18 protein-coding genes are annotated in these 15,919 nt (G+C 63.7%); 9 read left to right on the plus strand and 9 right to left on the minus strand.

Annotated elements, in window-relative coordinates; all coding sequences use genetic code 11:
• The first annotated feature begins 45 nt into the window (after positions 1-45).
• A complete protein-coding gene (locus HUV48_RS01975) occupies positions 46-1,446 on the plus strand; it encodes a methyl-accepting chemotaxis protein (RefSeq protein WP_176266084.1) in 1,401 nt (466 codons plus the stop codon).
• Positions 1,447-1,466: 20 nt separating this feature from the next.
• Here HUV48_RS01975 and HUV48_RS01980 read toward each other — a convergent pair whose 3' ends face one another.
• On the minus strand, positions 1,467-2,315 hold the full coding sequence (locus HUV48_RS01980; protein ID WP_176266085.1) for an AAA family ATPase: 849 nt from the start codon (positions 2,313-2,315) through the stop codon (positions 1,467-1,469).
• Between the two features lie 112 nt (positions 2,316-2,427).
• Here HUV48_RS01980 and HUV48_RS01985 point away from each other — a divergent pair, with 112 nt between their 5' ends.
• Positions 2,428-3,210, plus strand: coding sequence for an alpha/beta hydrolase family protein (locus HUV48_RS01985; RefSeq protein ID WP_176266086.1), 783 nt, complete (start codon positions 2,428-2,430; stop codon positions 3,208-3,210).
• Here the strand turns inward: HUV48_RS01985 and HUV48_RS01990 are convergent.
• The 3 genes from HUV48_RS01990 to HUV48_RS02000 all read right to left on the minus strand — a co-directional run bounded on the left by HUV48_RS01990 (position 3,207) and on the right by HUV48_RS02000 (position 6,821).
• Positions 3,207-3,578, minus strand: coding sequence for a hypothetical protein (locus HUV48_RS01990; protein WP_176266087.1), 372 nt, complete (start codon positions 3,576-3,578; stop codon positions 3,207-3,209). The genes HUV48_RS01985 and HUV48_RS01990 overlap by 4 nt on opposite strands.
• Positions 3,571-5,577, minus strand: a complete 2,007-nt coding sequence (gene parE / locus HUV48_RS01995; RefSeq protein ID WP_176266088.1) for a DNA topoisomerase IV subunit B — start codon at positions 5,575-5,577, stop codon at positions 3,571-3,573. Before parE ends, HUV48_RS01990 begins: the two co-directional genes overlap by 8 nt.
• An 80-nt stretch (positions 5,578-5,657) precedes the next feature.
• The gene (locus HUV48_RS02000; protein WP_176266089.1) at positions 5,658-6,821 is read right to left on the minus strand and encodes a penicillin-binding protein activator; all 1,164 of its coding nucleotides are present in this window, start codon (positions 6,819-6,821) and stop codon (positions 5,658-5,660) included.
• 90 nt (positions 6,822-6,911) lie between these two features.
• On the opposite strand from HUV48_RS02000, the gene rsmI reads away from it, so the two are divergent.
• The 4 genes from rsmI to HUV48_RS02020 are packed head-to-tail and all read left to right on the plus strand — an operon-like array spanning position 6,912 to position 9,753.
• Positions 6,912-7,763 (plus strand): 16S rRNA (cytidine(1402)-2'-O)-methyltransferase, encoded by an 852-nt coding sequence (rsmI, locus tag HUV48_RS02005; RefSeq protein WP_318656032.1) that lies wholly within the window; start codon positions 6,912-6,914, stop codon positions 7,761-7,763.
• Positions 7,760-8,110 (plus strand): YraN family protein, encoded by a 351-nt coding sequence (locus tag HUV48_RS02010; protein WP_318656033.1) that lies wholly within the window; start codon positions 7,760-7,762, stop codon positions 8,108-8,110. The genes rsmI and HUV48_RS02010 overlap by 4 nt, the downstream gene beginning before the upstream one ends.
• 12 nt (positions 8,111-8,122) lie before the next feature.
• Positions 8,123-9,109 (plus strand): glutathione synthase, encoded by a 987-nt coding sequence (gene gshB, locus HUV48_RS02015; protein ID WP_176266091.1) that lies wholly within the window; start codon positions 8,123-8,125, stop codon positions 9,107-9,109.
• Positions 9,110-9,147: 38 nt separating this feature from the next.
• Positions 9,148-9,753 carry a DedA family protein gene (locus tag HUV48_RS02020; protein ID WP_176266092.1) on the plus strand — a complete coding sequence of 202 codons (606 nt, stop codon included), beginning with the start codon at positions 9,148-9,150 and terminating at the stop codon, positions 9,751-9,753.
• Here the strand turns inward: HUV48_RS02020 and HUV48_RS02025 are convergent.
• The 4 genes from HUV48_RS02025 to rph are packed head-to-tail and all read right to left on the minus strand — an operon-like array spanning position 9,750 to position 13,214.
• Entirely contained in the window at positions 9,750-10,652 is a 903-nt protein-coding gene (locus HUV48_RS02025; RefSeq protein WP_176266670.1) for a tyrosine recombinase XerC, read from the minus strand. The genes HUV48_RS02020 and HUV48_RS02025 overlap by 4 nt on opposite strands.
• A 5-nt stretch (positions 10,653-10,657) precedes the next feature.
• Positions 10,658-11,809 carry a radical SAM family heme chaperone HemW gene (hemW, locus tag HUV48_RS02030; protein ID WP_176266093.1) on the minus strand — a complete coding sequence of 384 codons (1,152 nt, stop codon included), beginning with the start codon at positions 11,807-11,809 and terminating at the stop codon, positions 10,658-10,660.
• A 53-nt stretch (positions 11,810-11,862) separates the two neighbouring features.
• Positions 11,863-12,501, minus strand: a complete 639-nt coding sequence (gene rdgB / locus HUV48_RS02035) for an RdgB/HAM1 family non-canonical purine NTP pyrophosphatase (protein ID WP_176266094.1) — start codon at positions 12,499-12,501, stop codon at positions 11,863-11,865.
• On the minus strand, positions 12,498-13,214 hold the full coding sequence (gene rph, locus HUV48_RS02040) for a ribonuclease PH (protein ID WP_176266095.1): 717 nt from the start codon (positions 13,212-13,214) through the stop codon (positions 12,498-12,500). Before rph ends, rdgB begins: the two co-directional genes overlap by 4 nt.
• A 123-nt stretch (positions 13,215-13,337) precedes the next feature.
• Here rph and hrcA point away from each other — a divergent pair, with 123 nt between their 5' ends.
• The 3 genes from hrcA (at position 13,338) to HUV48_RS02055 (ending at position 15,353) form a co-directional block, all read left to right on the plus strand.
• A complete protein-coding gene (gene hrcA / locus HUV48_RS02045; protein ID WP_176266096.1) occupies positions 13,338-14,381 on the plus strand; it encodes a heat-inducible transcriptional repressor HrcA in 1,044 nt (347 codons plus the stop codon).
• 18 nt (positions 14,382-14,399) lie between these two features.
• Positions 14,400-14,990, plus strand: coding sequence for a nucleotide exchange factor GrpE (gene grpE, locus HUV48_RS02050; RefSeq protein ID WP_176266097.1), 591 nt, complete (start codon positions 14,400-14,402; stop codon positions 14,988-14,990).
• An 84-nt stretch (positions 14,991-15,074) separates the two neighbouring features.
• Positions 15,075-15,353 carry a YMGG-like glycine zipper-containing protein gene (locus HUV48_RS02055; RefSeq protein WP_404799910.1) on the plus strand — a complete coding sequence of 93 codons (279 nt, stop codon included), beginning with the start codon at positions 15,075-15,077 and terminating at the stop codon, positions 15,351-15,353.
• 30 nt (positions 15,354-15,383) lie between these two features.
• Here HUV48_RS02055 and HUV48_RS02060 read toward each other — a convergent pair whose 3' ends face one another.
• Positions 15,384-15,908, minus strand: coding sequence for a vgr related protein (locus tag HUV48_RS02060; protein ID WP_176266099.1), 525 nt, complete (start codon positions 15,906-15,908; stop codon positions 15,384-15,386).
• Between the last annotated feature and the right edge of the window lie 11 nt (positions 15,909-15,919).

Consider the following 15,919-nt stretch of genomic DNA (forward strand, 5'->3'; position numbering starts at 1 on the left):
CTAATCCTGCAGCTCGGATTTCGAAAATTGAGGACTGCCGATCTAATGGAAATGCAACCGCTTGCGAACTTCGATCCGAATTCGGTGAGCCGTATTCCGGAGCTATGCGGCGATGTCGCCGTGAAATGTTCCGACGTGGCTGGGGTCGTCGGCGGAGTGATCGACGCTTCGGCCAGTTTGCGTTCGCGCTATCACGATCTCGAAGGCACCATCCGCGAACTCGAGGAAGACCAGGGCCGCGTCAACGAAGCGAGCGACGAAGCCCGGCTCCTTTCGCGCAGGGCAATGGAACGACTCGAAACGGCGACCGGTCAGATCGAAGGTTCACTGCGCGACATTTCAGCGCTGCTCGAACTGGTCGATGCACTCTCGACCCACATTACCGGCTTTGCCTCGGCTATGGAGCAGGTGAAACGCTGCTCGAAAGACATTCAGGAAATCGCCGATACCACCAACATCCTCGCGCTCAATGCGACGATCGAGGCCACGCGCGCCGGGACCGCAGGACGGGCTTTCGCGGTCGTTGCGGGCGAAGTGAAATCACTGGCCGGCGAAACGCGGAAAGCGACCGACGAGATCGGGTCGGTCATCGACACGCTCGAAGGGGAAGCCTCGATGGTCATCGGACGCATCGAAGCGGGATCGAAGGTCAGCGGACAGGCGAAGACCTCGGTCAGCAATATCGATACGACCATTGCCGACGTCGCCAGCATCGTGCGCGAAGTGGACAATCAGAACGAGCAGATCACGCGCGCGACCGGTACGATCGGGCAGCGCGTCAACGCCATGCAGGAGGCGTTCACGAATTTCGGCGCCATCTCGCGCGATAACGAAAAGCAGCTGCACGATGCGCAGGAAAGCATCCTCGCACTCGAACTCGACGCGAGCACGATGTTCGACGAGGTGGTGAAGGGTGATCTTTCGCCTGCCGACAGCGTGATGGTGACGAAAGCGCAGGCCATCGTGGCGGAACTGCAATCCTACACGGAGCAGGCGATCGCGCGCGGCGACCTGTCCGAACATGCGCTGTTCGACCGCGATTACATCGCCGTTCCGAACACCAATCCCAAGCTTTACCGCACCAAGTTGTCCGACTGGGCAGACAAGCACTGGCAGCCGTTCCTCGATAATACACAGGCGAGTGATCCGCGCATCATCGCTGCGGCCTGCACCGATCAGAACGGGTTCCTGCCGACGCACCTTTCCTCGATGTCGCGCACGCCCACAGGCGACCTCGCGCATGACACCGCATTCTGCCGCAATGGCCGTATCCTGCTCGAGGCGATTGACGCGAAAGCGAAGGCGAGCACCAGCCCGTTCATGATGGCGGTCTACCGGCAGGAGGGCGACGGCAGGTCCTATAACGTCGTGCGCAACGTCTACATTCCGCTTTTCGTGAACGGCCGCCGCTGGGGCGACTTCGAAATCGCCTACTGCTTCGACTGATCGACCCCGTTCGGGCGCGCTCAGCTTTGGCGGCGCGCCATGAAGGCGAGGCGCTCGAACATCATCACGTCCTGCTCGTTCTTGAGCAGCGCACCGTGCAGCGGGGGGATCGCCTTGGTCGGATCGCGGTCCTGCAGCACTTCGAGCGGCATATCCTCGTTGAGCAGCAGCTTCAGCCAGTCCAGAAGTTCGCTGGTGGAGGGCTTCTTCTTCAGCCCCGGAACCTCGCGCAGTTCGTAGAAGACGTCCATCGCCTTCTTCACGAGCGCCTTCTGAATGCCCGGATAATGTACGTCGATGATGTCCTGCATCGTCTGGCGGTCGGGAAACTTGATGTAGTGGAAGAAACACCGGCGCAGGAACGCGTCAGGCAGTTCCTTTTCGTTGTTCGACGTAATGACGACGATCGGGCGTTCCTTCGCCTCGATCCGCTCGTGCGTTTCGTAAACGTCGAAGCTCATCCGGTCGAGTTCCTGCAGCAGATCGTTCGGAAACTCGATGTCCGCCTTGTCGATCTCGTCGATCAGCAGGACCGGCAGTTCGGGCGAAGTGAACGCTTCCCACAGCTTGCCCTTCTTGATGTAGTTCGAAATGTCGTGGACCCGCTCGTCGCCGAGCTGACCGTCGCGAAGCCGGGCGACGGCATCGTATTCGTAAAGTCCCTGCTGCGCCTTGGTGGTCGATTTGACGTTCCACTCGATCAGCGGCGCATTGATCGCCTTTGCGATTTCGTGCGCCAGCACCGTCTTGCCCGTACCCGGCTCGCCCTTCACAAGCAGCGGACGGCGCAGGGTGACGGCCGCGTCGACCGCTACCTTGAGGTCGTCGGTAGCAATGTAGTTCTGCGTGCCCTCGAAACGCTGCGTCATGCGTATTCCTTCAGTTTTGTCTTGCAACTTGGCCTCCGGGGTAGGCACGGCGCTGGCAAAGGGCAAGACCCCGCTTTGAGCGCGCGAAGAGGCTGAAGAACAGGAAACCGTCATGCCATACGAGAAAGTCTCCTTCCCCGCCGCTTCCGGGCACATGCTCGAAGGCGTATTGGAAATGCCGGAAGGTCCGCCGCACGGGATCGCCCTGTTCGCGCATTGCTTCACCTGCACCAAGCAGAGCAAGGCGGCCGTCGCGGTATCGCGTTCGCTCGCCGAAGAGGGGCTGGCGACCCTGCGCTTTGATTTCACCGGGCTGGGCGAAAGCGAAGGCGAATTTGCGACCGCGGGCTTTGCCAGCGATGTCGAGGATTTGGCGGCGGCCGCATCTTACCTGTTTGCTCGTTTCGGCCGGAAGCTGGTTCTGGTCGGGCACAGTCTCGGAGGAGCGGCAGTGCTCGCTGCCGCGGACGACATCGGCATGGACCGCATCGCTGCGATTGCGACGATTGCCGCGCCGTCCGACGTTCCGCATGTGCTCGAGCGGATCAAAGGGGACCTTGGGGGCGTGCGCGAGACCGGGCAGGGAAGGGTCTCCATCGGCGGTCGGCCGTTCGAACTAAGCCGGACGTTCCTTGAGCGGGTCGAGGCTGCGGACCTGCTCGCCGAGGTCGGCAAGCTGCGCGTGCCGCTCATGTTCCTGCATTCGCCGACCGACGAGATCGTGGGCGTGGAGAATGCGAGCGCGCTGTTCAATGCCGCGAAGCATCCGAAGAGCTTCGTCAGCCTGTCGGGCGCCGACCACCTGCTGCTCGAGGAAGAGGATGCCCGCTTTGCCGCGCGCCTGATCGCCACCTGGGCCGGGCGCTATACGGTTCGGGAGGCCGTAGCGGGCTAGGACAGAAGACCGAGTATTGAGATCCCGAAGAACAACGTCAGCACCAGGGCCGTCGCGATGCGCCAGCCGAGCGCCGCGCCCGCCATTCCGCGCTGCGATGTCCAGTGCCAGATGAAGCCGCTCGCAAGCAGACAGAGGCCAATTGCGAACCAGCGCGAGAAGCCGAGCGCGGTCGCTCCGATCGCGAGCGCGGGCTGAACCACCGCCTGGAGCACGAGCGCGCCAGCGAACCACGCGATCGGGATGGGACGATAGGCAGCGTCGGAGGCGTACCAGTCGGGCAGGGCGGTATCGGTCCGCGCGATGCGGCGGTCGCCCGCCATGACGTCGTCTTCGGTTTCCTCGCGGCCGGAAGGCGCGTCAGGCATCGATCATTTCGCGGTCGAGCTCGCCAGCGCGGTTCTGGATGAAATTGAACCGATGCTCCGGATTGCGGCCCATAAGCTGATCGACCAGTTCCTTGACCACGGCGCGGTCCTCGAACTCGGTCGGCAGCGTGATCCGGATGAGCGAGCGGGTTTCCGGGTCCATGGTGGTTTCGCGCAGCTGCCCCGGGTTCATCTCGCCTAGACCCTTGAAGCGACCGACGTCGACCTTTTTGCCCTTGAACACGGTCGCTTCGAGTTCGCGGCGATGTTCCTCGTCACGGGCGTAGCGGCTCTCTTTACCGGCAGTGAGGCGGTAGAGCGGCGGCTGCGCGAGGTAGAGATGACCGCTCCGAACGAGATCGGGCATTTCCTGGAAGAAGAACGTCATCAGCAACGTTGCGATATGCGCCCCGTCGACATCAGCGTCGGTCATGATGATGATGCGGTCGTAGCGCAGGTTCTCTGCATCGCAGTCCTTGCGTGTCCCGCAGCCGAGCGCGAGCGTGAGGTCGGCGATCTCGCTGTTGGCGCGGATCTTGTCCGCCGTCGCGCTTGCGACATTGAGGATCTTGCCGCGGATCGGCAGGATCGCCTGCGTTTTGCGATTGCGCGCCTGTTTTGCGCTGCCGCCGGCGCTGTCGCCTTCGACGATGAAGAGTTCGGTCTCGCCGTTTCCTTCGCCGCTGCAATCGGTGAGCTTGCCGGGGAGGCGCAGCTTCTTCGCATTGGTCGCGCTCTTGCGCTTGATCTCACGCTCCTGCTTGCGCCGAAGCCGCTCGTCCATCCGCTCCATGACCTGGCCGAGCAGCGCCTTGCCGCGGTCCATGTGGTCGGTCAGGAAATGGTCGAAGTGGTCGCGCACCGCATTCTCGACGAGGCGCGCTGCCTCGGGCGAAGTAAGCCGGTCCTTGGTTTGTGACTGGAACTGCGGATCGCGGATGAAGACCGAAAGCATGACTTCCGCGCCGTTCATCACGTCGTCGGCGGAGATGTCCTTCGCCTTCTTCGCGCCGGTAAGCTCGCCAAATGCGCGAAGCCCCTTGGTGAGTGCGGCGCGCAGGCCCTGCTCATGCGTACCGCCATCGGGGGTCGGCACGGTGTTGCAGTACCAGCTGGTCGACCCGTCCGAGAAGAGCGGCCAGGCGATTGCCCATTCGACGCGCCCTTGATTGGTCCCCGCGTCGTCTTCCGGAAAGTCCTGACTGCCGGTGAAGGGCTGTGCGGTGACGCATTCGCGGCTTCCGACCTGCTCGGCAAGGTGATCGGCTAGGCCGCCGGGGAACTTGAAGGTCGCTTCTGCCGGAACATCGTCGCCAGCGAGTGCCTCGTCGCATTTCCAGCGGATTTCCACGCCGGCGAACAGGTAAGCCTTCGAGCGTGCCAGTTTGAACAGCCGCTTCGCCTTGAACTTCCGGTCGCCGAAAATTTCGGGATCGGGCACAAAGGCGACGCTGGTGCCGCGACGGTTGGGGGTTGGGCCGAGTTCTTCGAGCTTGCCCAGCGTTTCGCCTCGCGCGAATTCCTGCGCGTAAAGCTGCTTGTCGCGGGCGACCTCGACGCGGGTGTGCTGCGACAACGCGTTGACGACGCTGACGCCGACGCCGTGGAGGCCGCCGCTGGTGGCGTAGGCCTTCCCGGAGAACTTGCCGCCCGAATGCAGCGTCGACATGATGACTTCGAGCGTGGACCTGCCCGGAAACTTGGGATGTTCGCCAGTCGGAATGCCGCGCCCGTTGTCGGTGACGATCAGGCGTCCGGCGGTTCCCTCCGGTCCTTCCTCCAGCGTCATCTCGATCCGGCTGGCGTGCCCAGCCACCGCTTCGTCCATGGCGTTGTCGAGCACTTCGGCGGCAAGATGGTGCAGGGCGCGGTCGTCGGTTCCGCCGATATACATGCCGGGCCGGCGGCGCACCGGCTCCAGCCCTTCGAGAACCTCGATCGAGGAAGCGTCGTAATCGCCGCTGCCGGTCGGCGCGTTTTCGAAGAGATCGTCTGACATTGTCGTTTCGCTATACGGCCCGCTTCGCCGCGGGCACAAGCGAGACCCTCGTACTTATCCGCTTATGATCGGCACGCGCCTTAATCGGCGAAGCGCTTCGGCGCGGGGGAAACGACGACCACGCGCCCGTTTTGGACCTTGCGCACTTCCATCGCCCGCTGCGCCACGCCGTCGCTGCCGAAGCGGAACGCACCGTCGAGGCCGAGGAAGCCGTCGCTATCGCGCAGTGCTCTCACCGGGAAGTCACGCCCGACCCGCCAGTCGTTGCTGATCCGCAGGGTAAGCAGGACCGCATCGTAGCCGAGCCGCGCGACGTTGGACGGATTGCTGCCGAAGCGCTGTTCGTAGCTGGAACGGAACTGCTCGTACATCTGGTCGGAAACGGCCGAGAAGATCGCCCCGTCGAAGGCGTTTTCCCGCGTTACCGCGCTTTCGCCGCTCCACAGCTCGGTTCCGATGATCTGCGAAGGCAGACCGCGGCCGGAAATCTCGCGCGCCGCCCGCGCGGCCAGCGCCGGGCTGTCGGCAATCAGCACAGCGTCGAAATCGCCGCGCGCCTGGACCCGCTGCGCGGCGCTGACGATGGAAGTGTTGCTGCGCGCATAGTTTTCGAGCGAGGCGACATCCCCGCCCACGCTGCGCACGCTTTGCTGGAAGGCGGCTTCCGCACGGTCGCCGTAATCGCCGTTCGGAATAATCGCGGAGAAGCGGGTCGCGCCTTGGTTGCTCGCGTACTGTACGGAACGCTGGATCGACTGTTCGGGGATGTGCCCCATCAGGAACACGTTGCCGCCCGCGACGCTCGTGTCGTTCGAGAACGAGATGACGGGCACGTCGGCGGACTGGGCAATCGCGGCCACCGCGCCGACATTGTCGCGCAGCAGCGGGCCGAGGATCAGCTTGTTGCCGTCCGCGATCGCGCGCCGGGCAGCCTCCTGCGCGCCCCCCGCCGTATCGTAGGTCGTAATCCTGAGATTGTCGGCATTGGTATCGAGCAACGCCATCGTCGTCGCATTGGCGATCGACTGGCCGACACTGGCGTTCGCACCGCTCTGCGGGACCAGCAGCGCGACACGGTGACGCGTTTCGTCGGTCGGAAGCTGCGGCTCCGCGCTTGGCGTCTCTTCGGGAACGGGTGCGCGCGGTGCAGGCGCCGAGGTATTGGGGACGACCTGGCAACCGGCGAGCGCGGCGGTGGCGCCTGCGAGCACGAAATGGCGGCGGCTGAAGCGGAAGCGGTTCATGATCTCGTGTGTTCCTTCGATATCCCGCGCGGGCAAAAGGCAAAGCTGCCCGCACTTGTCACGCGGCGTACTCATGTTCATGGACATGGAGTGCAAAGCGACGCCTCCACAACGCCGAACTTGAAGCCCGGTCTCTATATCGTAGCAACGCCGATTGGCAATCTCGGTGATATAACAGTGCGCTCTATCGATGTGCTGAAGCGCTGCGACGCGGTCGCGTGCGAGGATACGCGCGTTACCGGAAAGCTCTTGAAGCATCTCGGCATCGCGAAACCGCTGTGGCGTTACGACGACCATACGGGCGAGGAAGCACGGACACGGATCGTTTCGGCCGCGGCGGGGCAGGCAGTTGCCTTGTTGAGTGATGCGGGGACACCGATAGTCTCCGACCCCGGTCACCGCCTGGTGGAAGCCGCTTACGCTGCGGGTGTCGAGGTTACGAGCCTGCCCGGACCATGCGCTGCAATCGCGGGCCTGACCCTATCGGGCTTGCCGAACGATCGCTTCCTGTTCGCCGGCTTCATGCCGTCAAAAGCGAAAGCGCGCACTGACCTGCTTGCGGAACTCTGTAACGTGCGTGCGACCGTCATCTTTTACGAGACCGCGCCGCGCCTCACGAAAACGCTGGAGGCGCTTAGCGAACTCTGGCCCGAGCGCCCGGTCGCAGTGGCGCGCGAACTTACCAAGCTGCACGAGGAATGCCGCCGCGGGTCCGCCCGCGAGCTCAAGCTTCATTACGAGGAAAAGCCGCCGAAGGGGGAAATCGTGCTGCTGGTAGGCCCTCCGGTAGCGAAGCACGCCGATGCGGGCGATGTCGATGCGTTGCTCACCGATGCGCTGGAGACGCTCAAACCTTCCCAAGCTGCGGCGCAGGTGGCGAAGGCGACCGGCGAAGACCGCAAGGCGCTGTATGCCCGCGCGCTCGAACTGCAACGCCAGTGAAGAGGCAACGCGCCGAAATGCGCGGCCGCGAGGCCGAGGAGCTGGCTGCCGACTGGTACGCAGCGCGCGGCTGGAACATCGTCGCCAGCCGCGTAAAGACCAAGCTCGGCGAAATCGATCTGATCGTGCAGCGTCCGGGCATTACGGTATTCGCCGAAGTCAAATGGCGGCGGAGCGCCGATGCGCTGAACCTCGCCATCGACGAACGCCGGCTCGCGCGGGTGGCCGCAGCAGTGGAAGCCGTCGCGCATGAGTATGCGGAGCCGAATGACGACATCCGGATCGACGTCCTGCTCCTTGCGCCGGGGCTCGACCCGCGCCACATCCCCAACGCCTGGCAGCCATAGGAAGAACCCAGCATGAGCCTTCGCGTCGCCGTCCAGATGGACCCGCTCGAAACCATCAAGATTGCAGGAGATTCGAGCTTCGCGCTGATGCTCGCCGCGCAGGAGCGTGGGCACGAGGTCTTCAAATACGATGCCAAGAGCCTGTCATGGGAATCGGGCGGCGGCGGGGAGGGGCGGATTACCGCGCACGCATCTCCGGTAAGCGTGAAGCGCGTCGAGGGTGATCACTTCGAGGCGGGCGAACTGCGCCGCATCGACCTCGCCGAAGACATCGACGTCATCCTCATGCGGCAGGACCCGCCGTTTCACCTCGGATATATCAGCGCCGCCTTCCTGCTCGACCGATTGAAGGGCCGGACCTTGGTCATCAACGATCCGCGCGAAGTCGTGAATGCGCCCGAGAAGATGTTCGTCCTCGATTTCGCGCGCTTCATGCCGCCCACTCTGATCGCGCGCAATCTGGAGGACGTCCGCGCCTTTCAGCAGAAGCACGGCGACATCGTCGTAAAACCGCTCCACGGCAACGGCGGCAAGGCGATCTTCCGGATCGGAGCGGACGGCATGAACCTCTCCGCCCTGTTCGAAGTCTTCGACAAGACCTGGCCCGAGCCGCACATGGTACAGAAATTTCTTCCCGAAGTAAGCGAGGGGGACAAGCGCATCGTCCTGATCGACGGCGAGTTTGCCGGCGCGATTAACCGGAAGCCTGCAAAGGGCGAGTTTCGCTCCAATCTTGCGCAGGGCGGCTATGCCGAAGCGGCTACGCTCACCGACCGCGAGCGGGAAATCTGCGAAGCGATGGGCCCGGAACTGAAGCGCCGCGGCCTCGTCTTCGTCGGGATCGACGTGATCGGCGGCGAATGGCTGACCGAGATCAACGTGACCTCGCCAACAGGCATCGTCGCAATCGACAAGTTCAACGGTAGCGACAGCGCCGCTGCCATCTGGGATGCGATCGAACGACGGCACGATGCCATGGTATCGGACACGCCTGCATAAAATTCGGAGCGGAACGCGTTCCCGCCGGTTGATGGACCATGGATGACCTGATCGTCGAGATAATCAGCCGGCTCGGTTATGTCGGGATCGCGGTTCTGATGATGCTTGAGAACATCTTTCCGCCGATGCCGTCCGAAGCGGTGATGGGCGCCAGCGCTCTCGCGATCGAACGGGGGCGGCTCGACTACTGGATGGTTCTGTCTTCGGGTACTCTCGGGACGCTCGCCGGGAATTACCTGTGGTACTGGGCGGGGCATAGATACGGCTACGAGCGCCTGCGGCCCCTCATCGACCGGTTCGGGCGTTGGCTGACGATGGAATGGGAGGATGTCGAAGCCGCCGGCGCCTTCTTCCGCAAGCACGGGCATTGGGTCGTACTGGTTCTGCGATCTACGCCGGTGATGCGGACGATGATCTCGCTCCCGGCAGGGCTGGCACACATGAATGCAATCAAATTTTGCATCTTCACCGCTATCGGCGCGGCAATCTGGAACGCGATCCTGATTGCCGGAACGCAGTGGCTGACCCGGACTTTCGAAGGCAGCGACAACATCGTGACCGGCGTGATCATCGGCACGATCGTTTTGTCGGTCGTCGCTTACCTGTGGCGGCTGGCAGTGTGGACGCCGCGGAGCAAGCGCTAGTCGCCGCGCTCCCTCGGATGCGTCGAGCGATACGCATCGAGCAGGCTTGCGGCATCGACTTTCGTATAAATCTGGGTCGAACCAAGGCTCGCATGGCCGAGCAGTTCCTGGATCGATCGCAAATCCGCACCTGCGCCGAGAAGATGCGTAGCGAAGCTGTGGCGCAGCGCGTGCGGCGTAGCGGTCGAAGGCAGGCCCATCACGCGCCGAGCCTGCGCGACGGCTTTCTGAACCATACCCTGGGATAGCGCTCCGCCCTTGGCTCCGCGGAAAAGCAGGTCGCTCGCCTCCAGCGGCCACGGGTTTGCCTTATGATAGGCGGCGACAGCCTCGCGAACGACCGGCAGGATCGGAACGGCGCGCTCCTTCCCGCCCTTGCCGGTGATGCGTAGCACCGGTCCCAGCGGCACGTCCCCGGCAGTGAGCGAGAGCGCTTCGGCAATGCGCAGCCCGGCACCATACATGAGCAGGACTACCGCCCGGTCGCGCGCTCCGATCCAGTCCTCGCGCGCCAGAGAGGCGACCTCGTCGGCAAGACCCGCAGCATCGTCGGGCGTAACTGGGCGGGGCAGGCCCTTCTTGATCCGCGGTCCGCGCATCCGAGGCGGCGCGGTATCGCTATCGCCCACCTGCGCCTTCGCGAAACTGACGAAAGCCTTGATGGCGGAGAGTTCACGCGCTGCGCTGGCATTGCCGATCCCCTCGGCACGGCGCTGGGCGAGGTGATGCCGCAGGCGAGCAGAGGTAAGCTCTGCAACGTCTCTCCAATGGCTCAGCTGTAGGCCTTGCAGTAGCCGCTGCGCTGCTGTCCGGTAGGCGCGCACGGTATGCGGCGAGCGGCGGCGGGATACGGCAAGATGCTCGTGCCATGCCGCAAGCAATTCCGCCTGGCATGACAGATCGCTCACGCCTCGACCAATTCGCCGGACACGAGCTCCGCCAGCAAGCCGTCAAGCAACGGCATCGCAGCGCTTGTGGCCTTGATGCGGTCTCGGTGCCTCTCGACCAGGCCCAGGTGCTCGTAGACCCCCAGTCTGTCCGCATCGATCATCGCGTCGATGGGAAGCGAGAATCGCTCGGAAAGTGCAGCCAGATCAACGCCCTCCGCCAGCCGCAGACCCATGAGTAGCGACTCCATCGCCTGTTCGCGCATCCCTAGGCGGCGGGTCTCGGAAATGCCGTGGCCGTGTTCCGCGATGCTGCGAAGCCAGTTTTCGGGCTTCTTGTGCCTGACGGTCGCGGAGCCCCCGCGGCGGCCATGCGCGCCGGGTCCGATGCCTGCGTAGTCGCGGTAACGCCAATACGTCAGGTTATGGCGGGATTCCGCGCCGGGCCGGGCGTGATTGCTGATCTCGTAGGCGGCCAGACCGGCAGCGGCGGTCATCTCCTGCGTGAGCGCGAACAGGTCCGCCGCCTCGTCTTCGCCAAGTTCGGTAAGGCGCCCCCGCCGCAGGTCGGTGGCGAAGCGCGTTCCCGGCTCGATCGTAAGCTGGTAGAGCGAGAGGTGCTCGGTCCCGAAGCTGAGCGCACGGCCGAGTTCGTCCGTCCATGCTGCAAGACTTTGTCCCGGGCGGGCATAGATCAGGTCGAAGCTGACGCGCTCGAAATGGCGCTGCGCCGTAGCCAGCGCTTCGAGGCCTTCGCCTGCTGAATGCTGCCGTCCCAGAAACTTTAGCACGTCGGCATCAAGCGACTGAATACCGAGCGAGACACGGTTGACCCCCGCGCTTGCCAGCTGTTCAAAATTAGCGGCTTCGACCGAGGTCGGATTGGCTTCGAGCGTGATCTCGATGCCGGGGGCGAAACCCCACAACTTCTCCGCCTCTGCGAGCAACGCTGCGACCAGCGCAGGCGGCATCAAGCTGGGCGTGCCCCCGCCGAAGAAAATGCTGTCTAGCGCCTCTTCGCCGGTAGCCTGTGCCTCGTGGCGCAAGTCGGTGAGCAAGGCCTCCTGCCACAGTGCGTGGTCGATGCCTGCACGAACATGGCTGTTAAAGTCGCAATACGGGCATTTCGCGAGGCAGAACGGCCAGTGAATGTAGAGCGCGCGGGGCATGGAGGTTCTCTACAGCTTTTGCCGCGCGGGGGCCAGCACGCCGGCCCCGGGCGCTAGTCGCCGAATTGCTCCGCGACCAGTTTTGCGAATGCATCCGCCCGGTGGCTGATCAGATGCTTCTCGTCCGGAGCGATCTCGGCAAAGGTCTCGGTGCGCCCTTCCGGAACGAACACGGGATCGTAGCCGAACCCGAAGTTTCCGCGCGGCGGCCAGGTCAGCGAGCCGGGCGCAATGCCTTCGTAGATCGCGTGCTCCCCGTCCGGCCATGCGAGCGCAAGGACGCAGTGAAATGCCGCGCTGCGGTCGACGTCGGCCCCGTGTTCGGCCAGCAGCCCTTCGACCTTGCCCATAGCCATGTACCAGTCGCGTCCGGCTTCGCCTTCGAACCACTGCCGCTCCGCCCAGTCGGCGGTGTAGACGCCGGGTCGTCCCTCCAGTGCAGCTACCGACAGGCCGCTGTCGTCGGCGAGCGATACGATGCCCGATGCTTCTGCCGCGGCGCGCGCCTTGATGAGCGCGTTAGCGACGAAGGTGCGGCCCGTCTCTTCCGGTTCGGCGAGGCCGAGCGAACCTGCTGACAGGCACTTCATCCCGTATGGTGCGAGTAGCGCCGAAATTTCCTTCAGCTTGCCGGCATTATGCGTGGCAATCACGAGGCTGCCGGAACCGAGGCGCCGTACATTGCCGTTCATCCGCGAACCGCCTTTTCCTGTGCGGCAAAGATACGGTCGCAGCCGATCCGGGCCAGGCGGAGAAGACGCAGCAGGCCTTCCTCGTCATAGGTCGCGCCCTCGGCCGTGGCTTGCACTTCGGCGATGTGCCCGCCTTCGAGCAGGACGAAGTTCGCGTCGGCATCGGCGGCGCTGTCTTCGGGGTAGTCGAGATCGAGCACGGGCGTGCCCTGGTAGATTCCGCAGGAAATCGCCGCCACCTTGCCGGTGAGCGGGTCTTCCTTGAGTGCCCCGGACTTCATCAAACCGTCTACCGCAAGCCGCAGCGCGACCCATGCTCCGCTGATGGAAGCGGTCCGCGTTCCGCCGTCCGCTTGGATGACATCGCAATCGAGCGTAATCTGGCGCTCGCCCAGTTTTTTGAGGTCGGTCACGGCGCGCAAGGACCGCCCGATCAGTCGCTGGATCTCCTGCGTACGCCCGCTCTGCTTGCCTTTTGCAGCTTCGCGCATTCCGCGGGTATGCGTCGCGCGGGGAAGCATGGAATACTCGCCGGTGACCCAGCCTTCGTTTTTCCCGCGCAGCCATGGCGGCAGGCGTTCCTCGATGCTGGCCGTGCACAGCACCTTGGTCTCGCCGAAGCTGACGAGGCACGATCCCTCCGCGTGTCTCGTATATCCCGTCTCGATACTGATGGCGCGCATTTCGTCCGGCGCACGGCCCGATGGTCGCATGATATTTTCCTTGTCGCAGCAATCGTTCGCCGATGTGAGTCGCTACTCCCGACCGGCGTGTCCGGCGCCGCGATAGGCGCTACACCCTTGCCGGAGCAAGGCCATCGTCTAAATGATAACGGCATGACCGGTCCGCCCCTCACCGATCTGTCCGAACGAGCGCGCGAGATCTTCCGCCGCGTTGTCGAAGGCTATCTTGCGAGCGGCCAGCCTGTCGGATCGAAATCGCTGGCCGGCGAAGGCGCGCTGAACCTGTCGCCCGCCTCGATCCGCTCGGTGCTGGCCGACCTCGAACGGCAGGGTCTTCTGGCCGCCCCGCATACAAGTGCCGGGCGCCTTCCGACCGAGAGCGGGCTCAGGCTGTTCGTCGACGGGATGATGCAGGTGTCCGAACCGACCGCCAGCGAACGCGCGATGATCGAGCGCCAGATGAGCGGCGGTGGTCCGATCGAGGAGGCTCTGGAAAAGACGAGCGCGGTCCTTTCCGACCTTTCGGGCGCGGCGGGCATGGTCATGGTTCCAGCGCGCGAGGCGCGGGTCGCGCAGATGAGCCTAATGCCGCTCGGTCCGGGCAGGGTGCTTGCGGTATTGGTGGGAGAGGACGGCGGGATCGAGAACCGCGTTCTGGCGCTGCCGGGCGGTGTGACCTCGTCCGCGCTGGAACAGGCCGCCAACTACATCACCGCACGGCTTGCCGGAAGGACGCTGAACGAGGCGGCGCAGGCGATCAATAATGAGATCGCATCGGGCAAGTCGGCCCTCGATACGGCGAGCCGCGACCTTGTCAGCCGCGGCCTTGCGGTGTGGAGCGAGGACGCTGCGCAGCGCCCGATCTTGATCGTAAGGGGGCAGGCGAAATTGCTGGACGAGGAAGCGCTGGGCGATCTCGACCGGGTGCGGCAACTGCTCGACGATCTCGAAAACAAGCAGTCGGTCGCCGAATTGCTGGACCGGGCTCGCGATGCACAGTCCGCGCGCATTTTTATCGGCAGCGAGAACCGGCTATTTGCGTTGTCGGGCTCATCCGTGATTGCTGCGCCTTACCGCGACGGGCAGGGCAAGGTCGTCGGTGTTCTGGGGGTGATCGGGCCGACGCGGTTGAATTACGCGCGGCTCGTCCCCATGATCGACTTCACCGCCCGATCGCTGGGCAAAATCATCGGATAGCTGGGTATTTGTAAGATCATGATCGACGACGGGAAGCCGCGCGACGAAGCCGCGGAAAAGGAACTGGAAGGCGTGCCGGAGGAATTCCTCAATAACGGCGAAGACGAAGCTGAGGACGAAACCGAAGAAGGCAGCGAAAGCGAAGCGATTGCCTCGCTCCGGTCCGATCTGGAAGCGGCTAAGCAAGATGTCCTCTACGCCAAGGCGGAAACGCAGAACGTGCGCCGCCGGATGGAAAAGGACGTTGCGGACGCGCGCAACTACGCGGCGACCGGTTTTGCCCGCGACATTCTTTCGGTGTCGGATAATCTCGACCGCGCCATTGCTTCGATTCCCGAGGAACTGCGCAGCGACGAGAAGATGAAAGGCTTCGTGACCGGGATCGAGGCGACGCAGCGCGAACTGGCCAAGGTCTTTCTGCAGAACGGCATTACGCGCATCGCTGCAATGGGCTTGCCGCTCGATCCCAACCAGCACCAGGCGATGCTCGAAATTCCTACGAATGACGAAGAGCCGGGTACGGTCGTTCAGGAAATGCAGCCCGGATACATGATCAAGGACCGGCTGCTGCGCCCCGCCATGGTCGGGGTCGCCAGAAAACCGGACTGATTTGATGCGCTGCGGAACTCTCTGCGCTTTGGCCCGTAAGTGACTGGGGCAAGGAGATATGGAGAGAATTCTATGCGTACTCGAATGATGATTGCACCGGTTCTGGCTCTGTCGACACTGTCGCTCGGTGCCTGCGCGGAGAACTACGCCGCCGAAGGTGCGCTCGGCGGCGCCGCAGTCGGTGCAGGTGTCGCGGCCGTTACCGGCGGCGATATCGCGACTTACGCGCTTGGCGGCGCGGCAGCGGGCGGCCTGGCCGGTTACTTCGTCGACAAGAACGACGACTGCGACGGTTATAACAACAACCGCTACCTTGATGACGACTGCTTCGGCACGTCGGGCTACCCGATCGACCCTCGCTAAGGTCAGTTATTTTCGGGAGCTTGCTTCGCCTCAGGGTGGGGCGGCTCCCGGAAAGTTCACCAGAAGATCATAGGCTGCGGCGTTCGATACGCCTGCTAGTTTCACGCCATTCCGCAGGAAGAAGGCGTGTTTGACGATCTCTGCCTGCTGTTCGATCCCGTAACGCTCGAGCCCCCACCCCGGTTTGAGCGTGTAGTCGTATCGGGAGAAGGGGTGGCGGTGCATGACGAGCCACCAGTCGCCTCTAGTCTGCGCTTGCCAGACATGCGCCATCTCGTGGATGAAAAGGCCCGCCGCCAGCGTTGATACCTTCGAAAAGTCGTCGCAGTAGCCTGACCCTTGCGGATGGAAATGGATGTGACCGCGCGGCGCCATGGTGACGTGCTTCGGCTGAAACGGAAACCACTTTCGCCGCCTCAGCGTCACCTTGCCGTAGTCTATCGCATCGCCGTAGATGCTACGCGCTAAGGCTACCTCGCCCGCCGTTAGCGGACGTTCGCCGCCGACCGGACAGGTCGGCGGCACCTCGTTTTCAGCCTCGAGCGCACCGGTCATGACGCAAAGCG

Source organism: Qipengyuania atrilutea (assembly GCF_013370205.1).
In the GTDB taxonomy this organism is placed as follows: Bacteria; Pseudomonadota; Alphaproteobacteria; order Sphingomonadales; family Sphingomonadaceae; genus Actirhodobacter; species Actirhodobacter atriluteus.

What these genes read in the sequence shown, in the direction of transcription:
- parE (WP_176266088.1), bottom strand. Translation starts at nt 5,577, where the DNA reads ATGTCAGACGATCTCTTCGAAAACGCGCCGACCGGCAGCGGCGATTAC.
- rph (WP_176266095.1), bottom strand. Translation starts at nt 13,214, where the DNA reads ATGCGACCATCGGGCCGTGCGCCGGACGAAATGCGCGCCATCAGTATC.
- hemW (WP_176266093.1), bottom strand. Translation starts at nt 11,809, where the DNA reads ATGCCCCGCGCGCTCTACATTCACTGGCCGTTCTGCCTCGCGAAATGC.
- HUV48_RS02060 (WP_176266099.1), bottom strand. Translation starts at nt 15,908, where the DNA reads ATGACCGGTGCGCTCGAGGCTGAAAACGAGGTGCCGCCGACCTGTCCG.
- HUV48_RS02020 (WP_176266092.1), top strand. Translation starts at nt 9,148, where the DNA reads ATGGATGACCTGATCGTCGAGATAATCAGCCGGCTCGGTTATGTCGGG.
- HUV48_RS01985 (WP_176266086.1), top strand. Translation starts at nt 2,428, where the DNA reads ATGCCATACGAGAAAGTCTCCTTCCCCGCCGCTTCCGGGCACATGCTC.
- grpE (WP_176266097.1), top strand. Translation starts at nt 14,400, where the DNA reads ATGATCGACGACGGGAAGCCGCGCGACGAAGCCGCGGAAAAGGAACTG.
- HUV48_RS02055 (WP_404799910.1), top strand. Translation starts at nt 15,075, where the DNA reads ATGATGATTGCACCGGTTCTGGCTCTGTCGACACTGTCGCTCGGTGCC.
- HUV48_RS02000 (WP_176266089.1), bottom strand. Translation starts at nt 6,821, where the DNA reads ATGAACCGCTTCCGCTTCAGCCGCCGCCATTTCGTGCTCGCAGGCGCC.
- hrcA (WP_176266096.1), top strand. Translation starts at nt 13,338, where the DNA reads ATGACCGGTCCGCCCCTCACCGATCTGTCCGAACGAGCGCGCGAGATC.
- HUV48_RS01980 (WP_176266085.1), bottom strand. Translation starts at nt 2,315, where the DNA reads ATGACGCAGCGTTTCGAGGGCACGCAGAACTACATTGCTACCGACGAC.
- gshB (WP_176266091.1), top strand. Translation starts at nt 8,123, where the DNA reads ATGAGCCTTCGCGTCGCCGTCCAGATGGACCCGCTCGAAACCATCAAG.
- rdgB (WP_176266094.1), bottom strand. Translation starts at nt 12,501, where the DNA reads ATGAACGGCAATGTACGGCGCCTCGGTTCCGGCAGCCTCGTGATTGCC.
- HUV48_RS01990 (WP_176266087.1), bottom strand. Translation starts at nt 3,578, where the DNA reads ATGCCTGACGCGCCTTCCGGCCGCGAGGAAACCGAAGACGACGTCATG.
- HUV48_RS01975 (WP_176266084.1), top strand. Translation starts at nt 46, where the DNA reads ATGGAAATGCAACCGCTTGCGAACTTCGATCCGAATTCGGTGAGCCGT.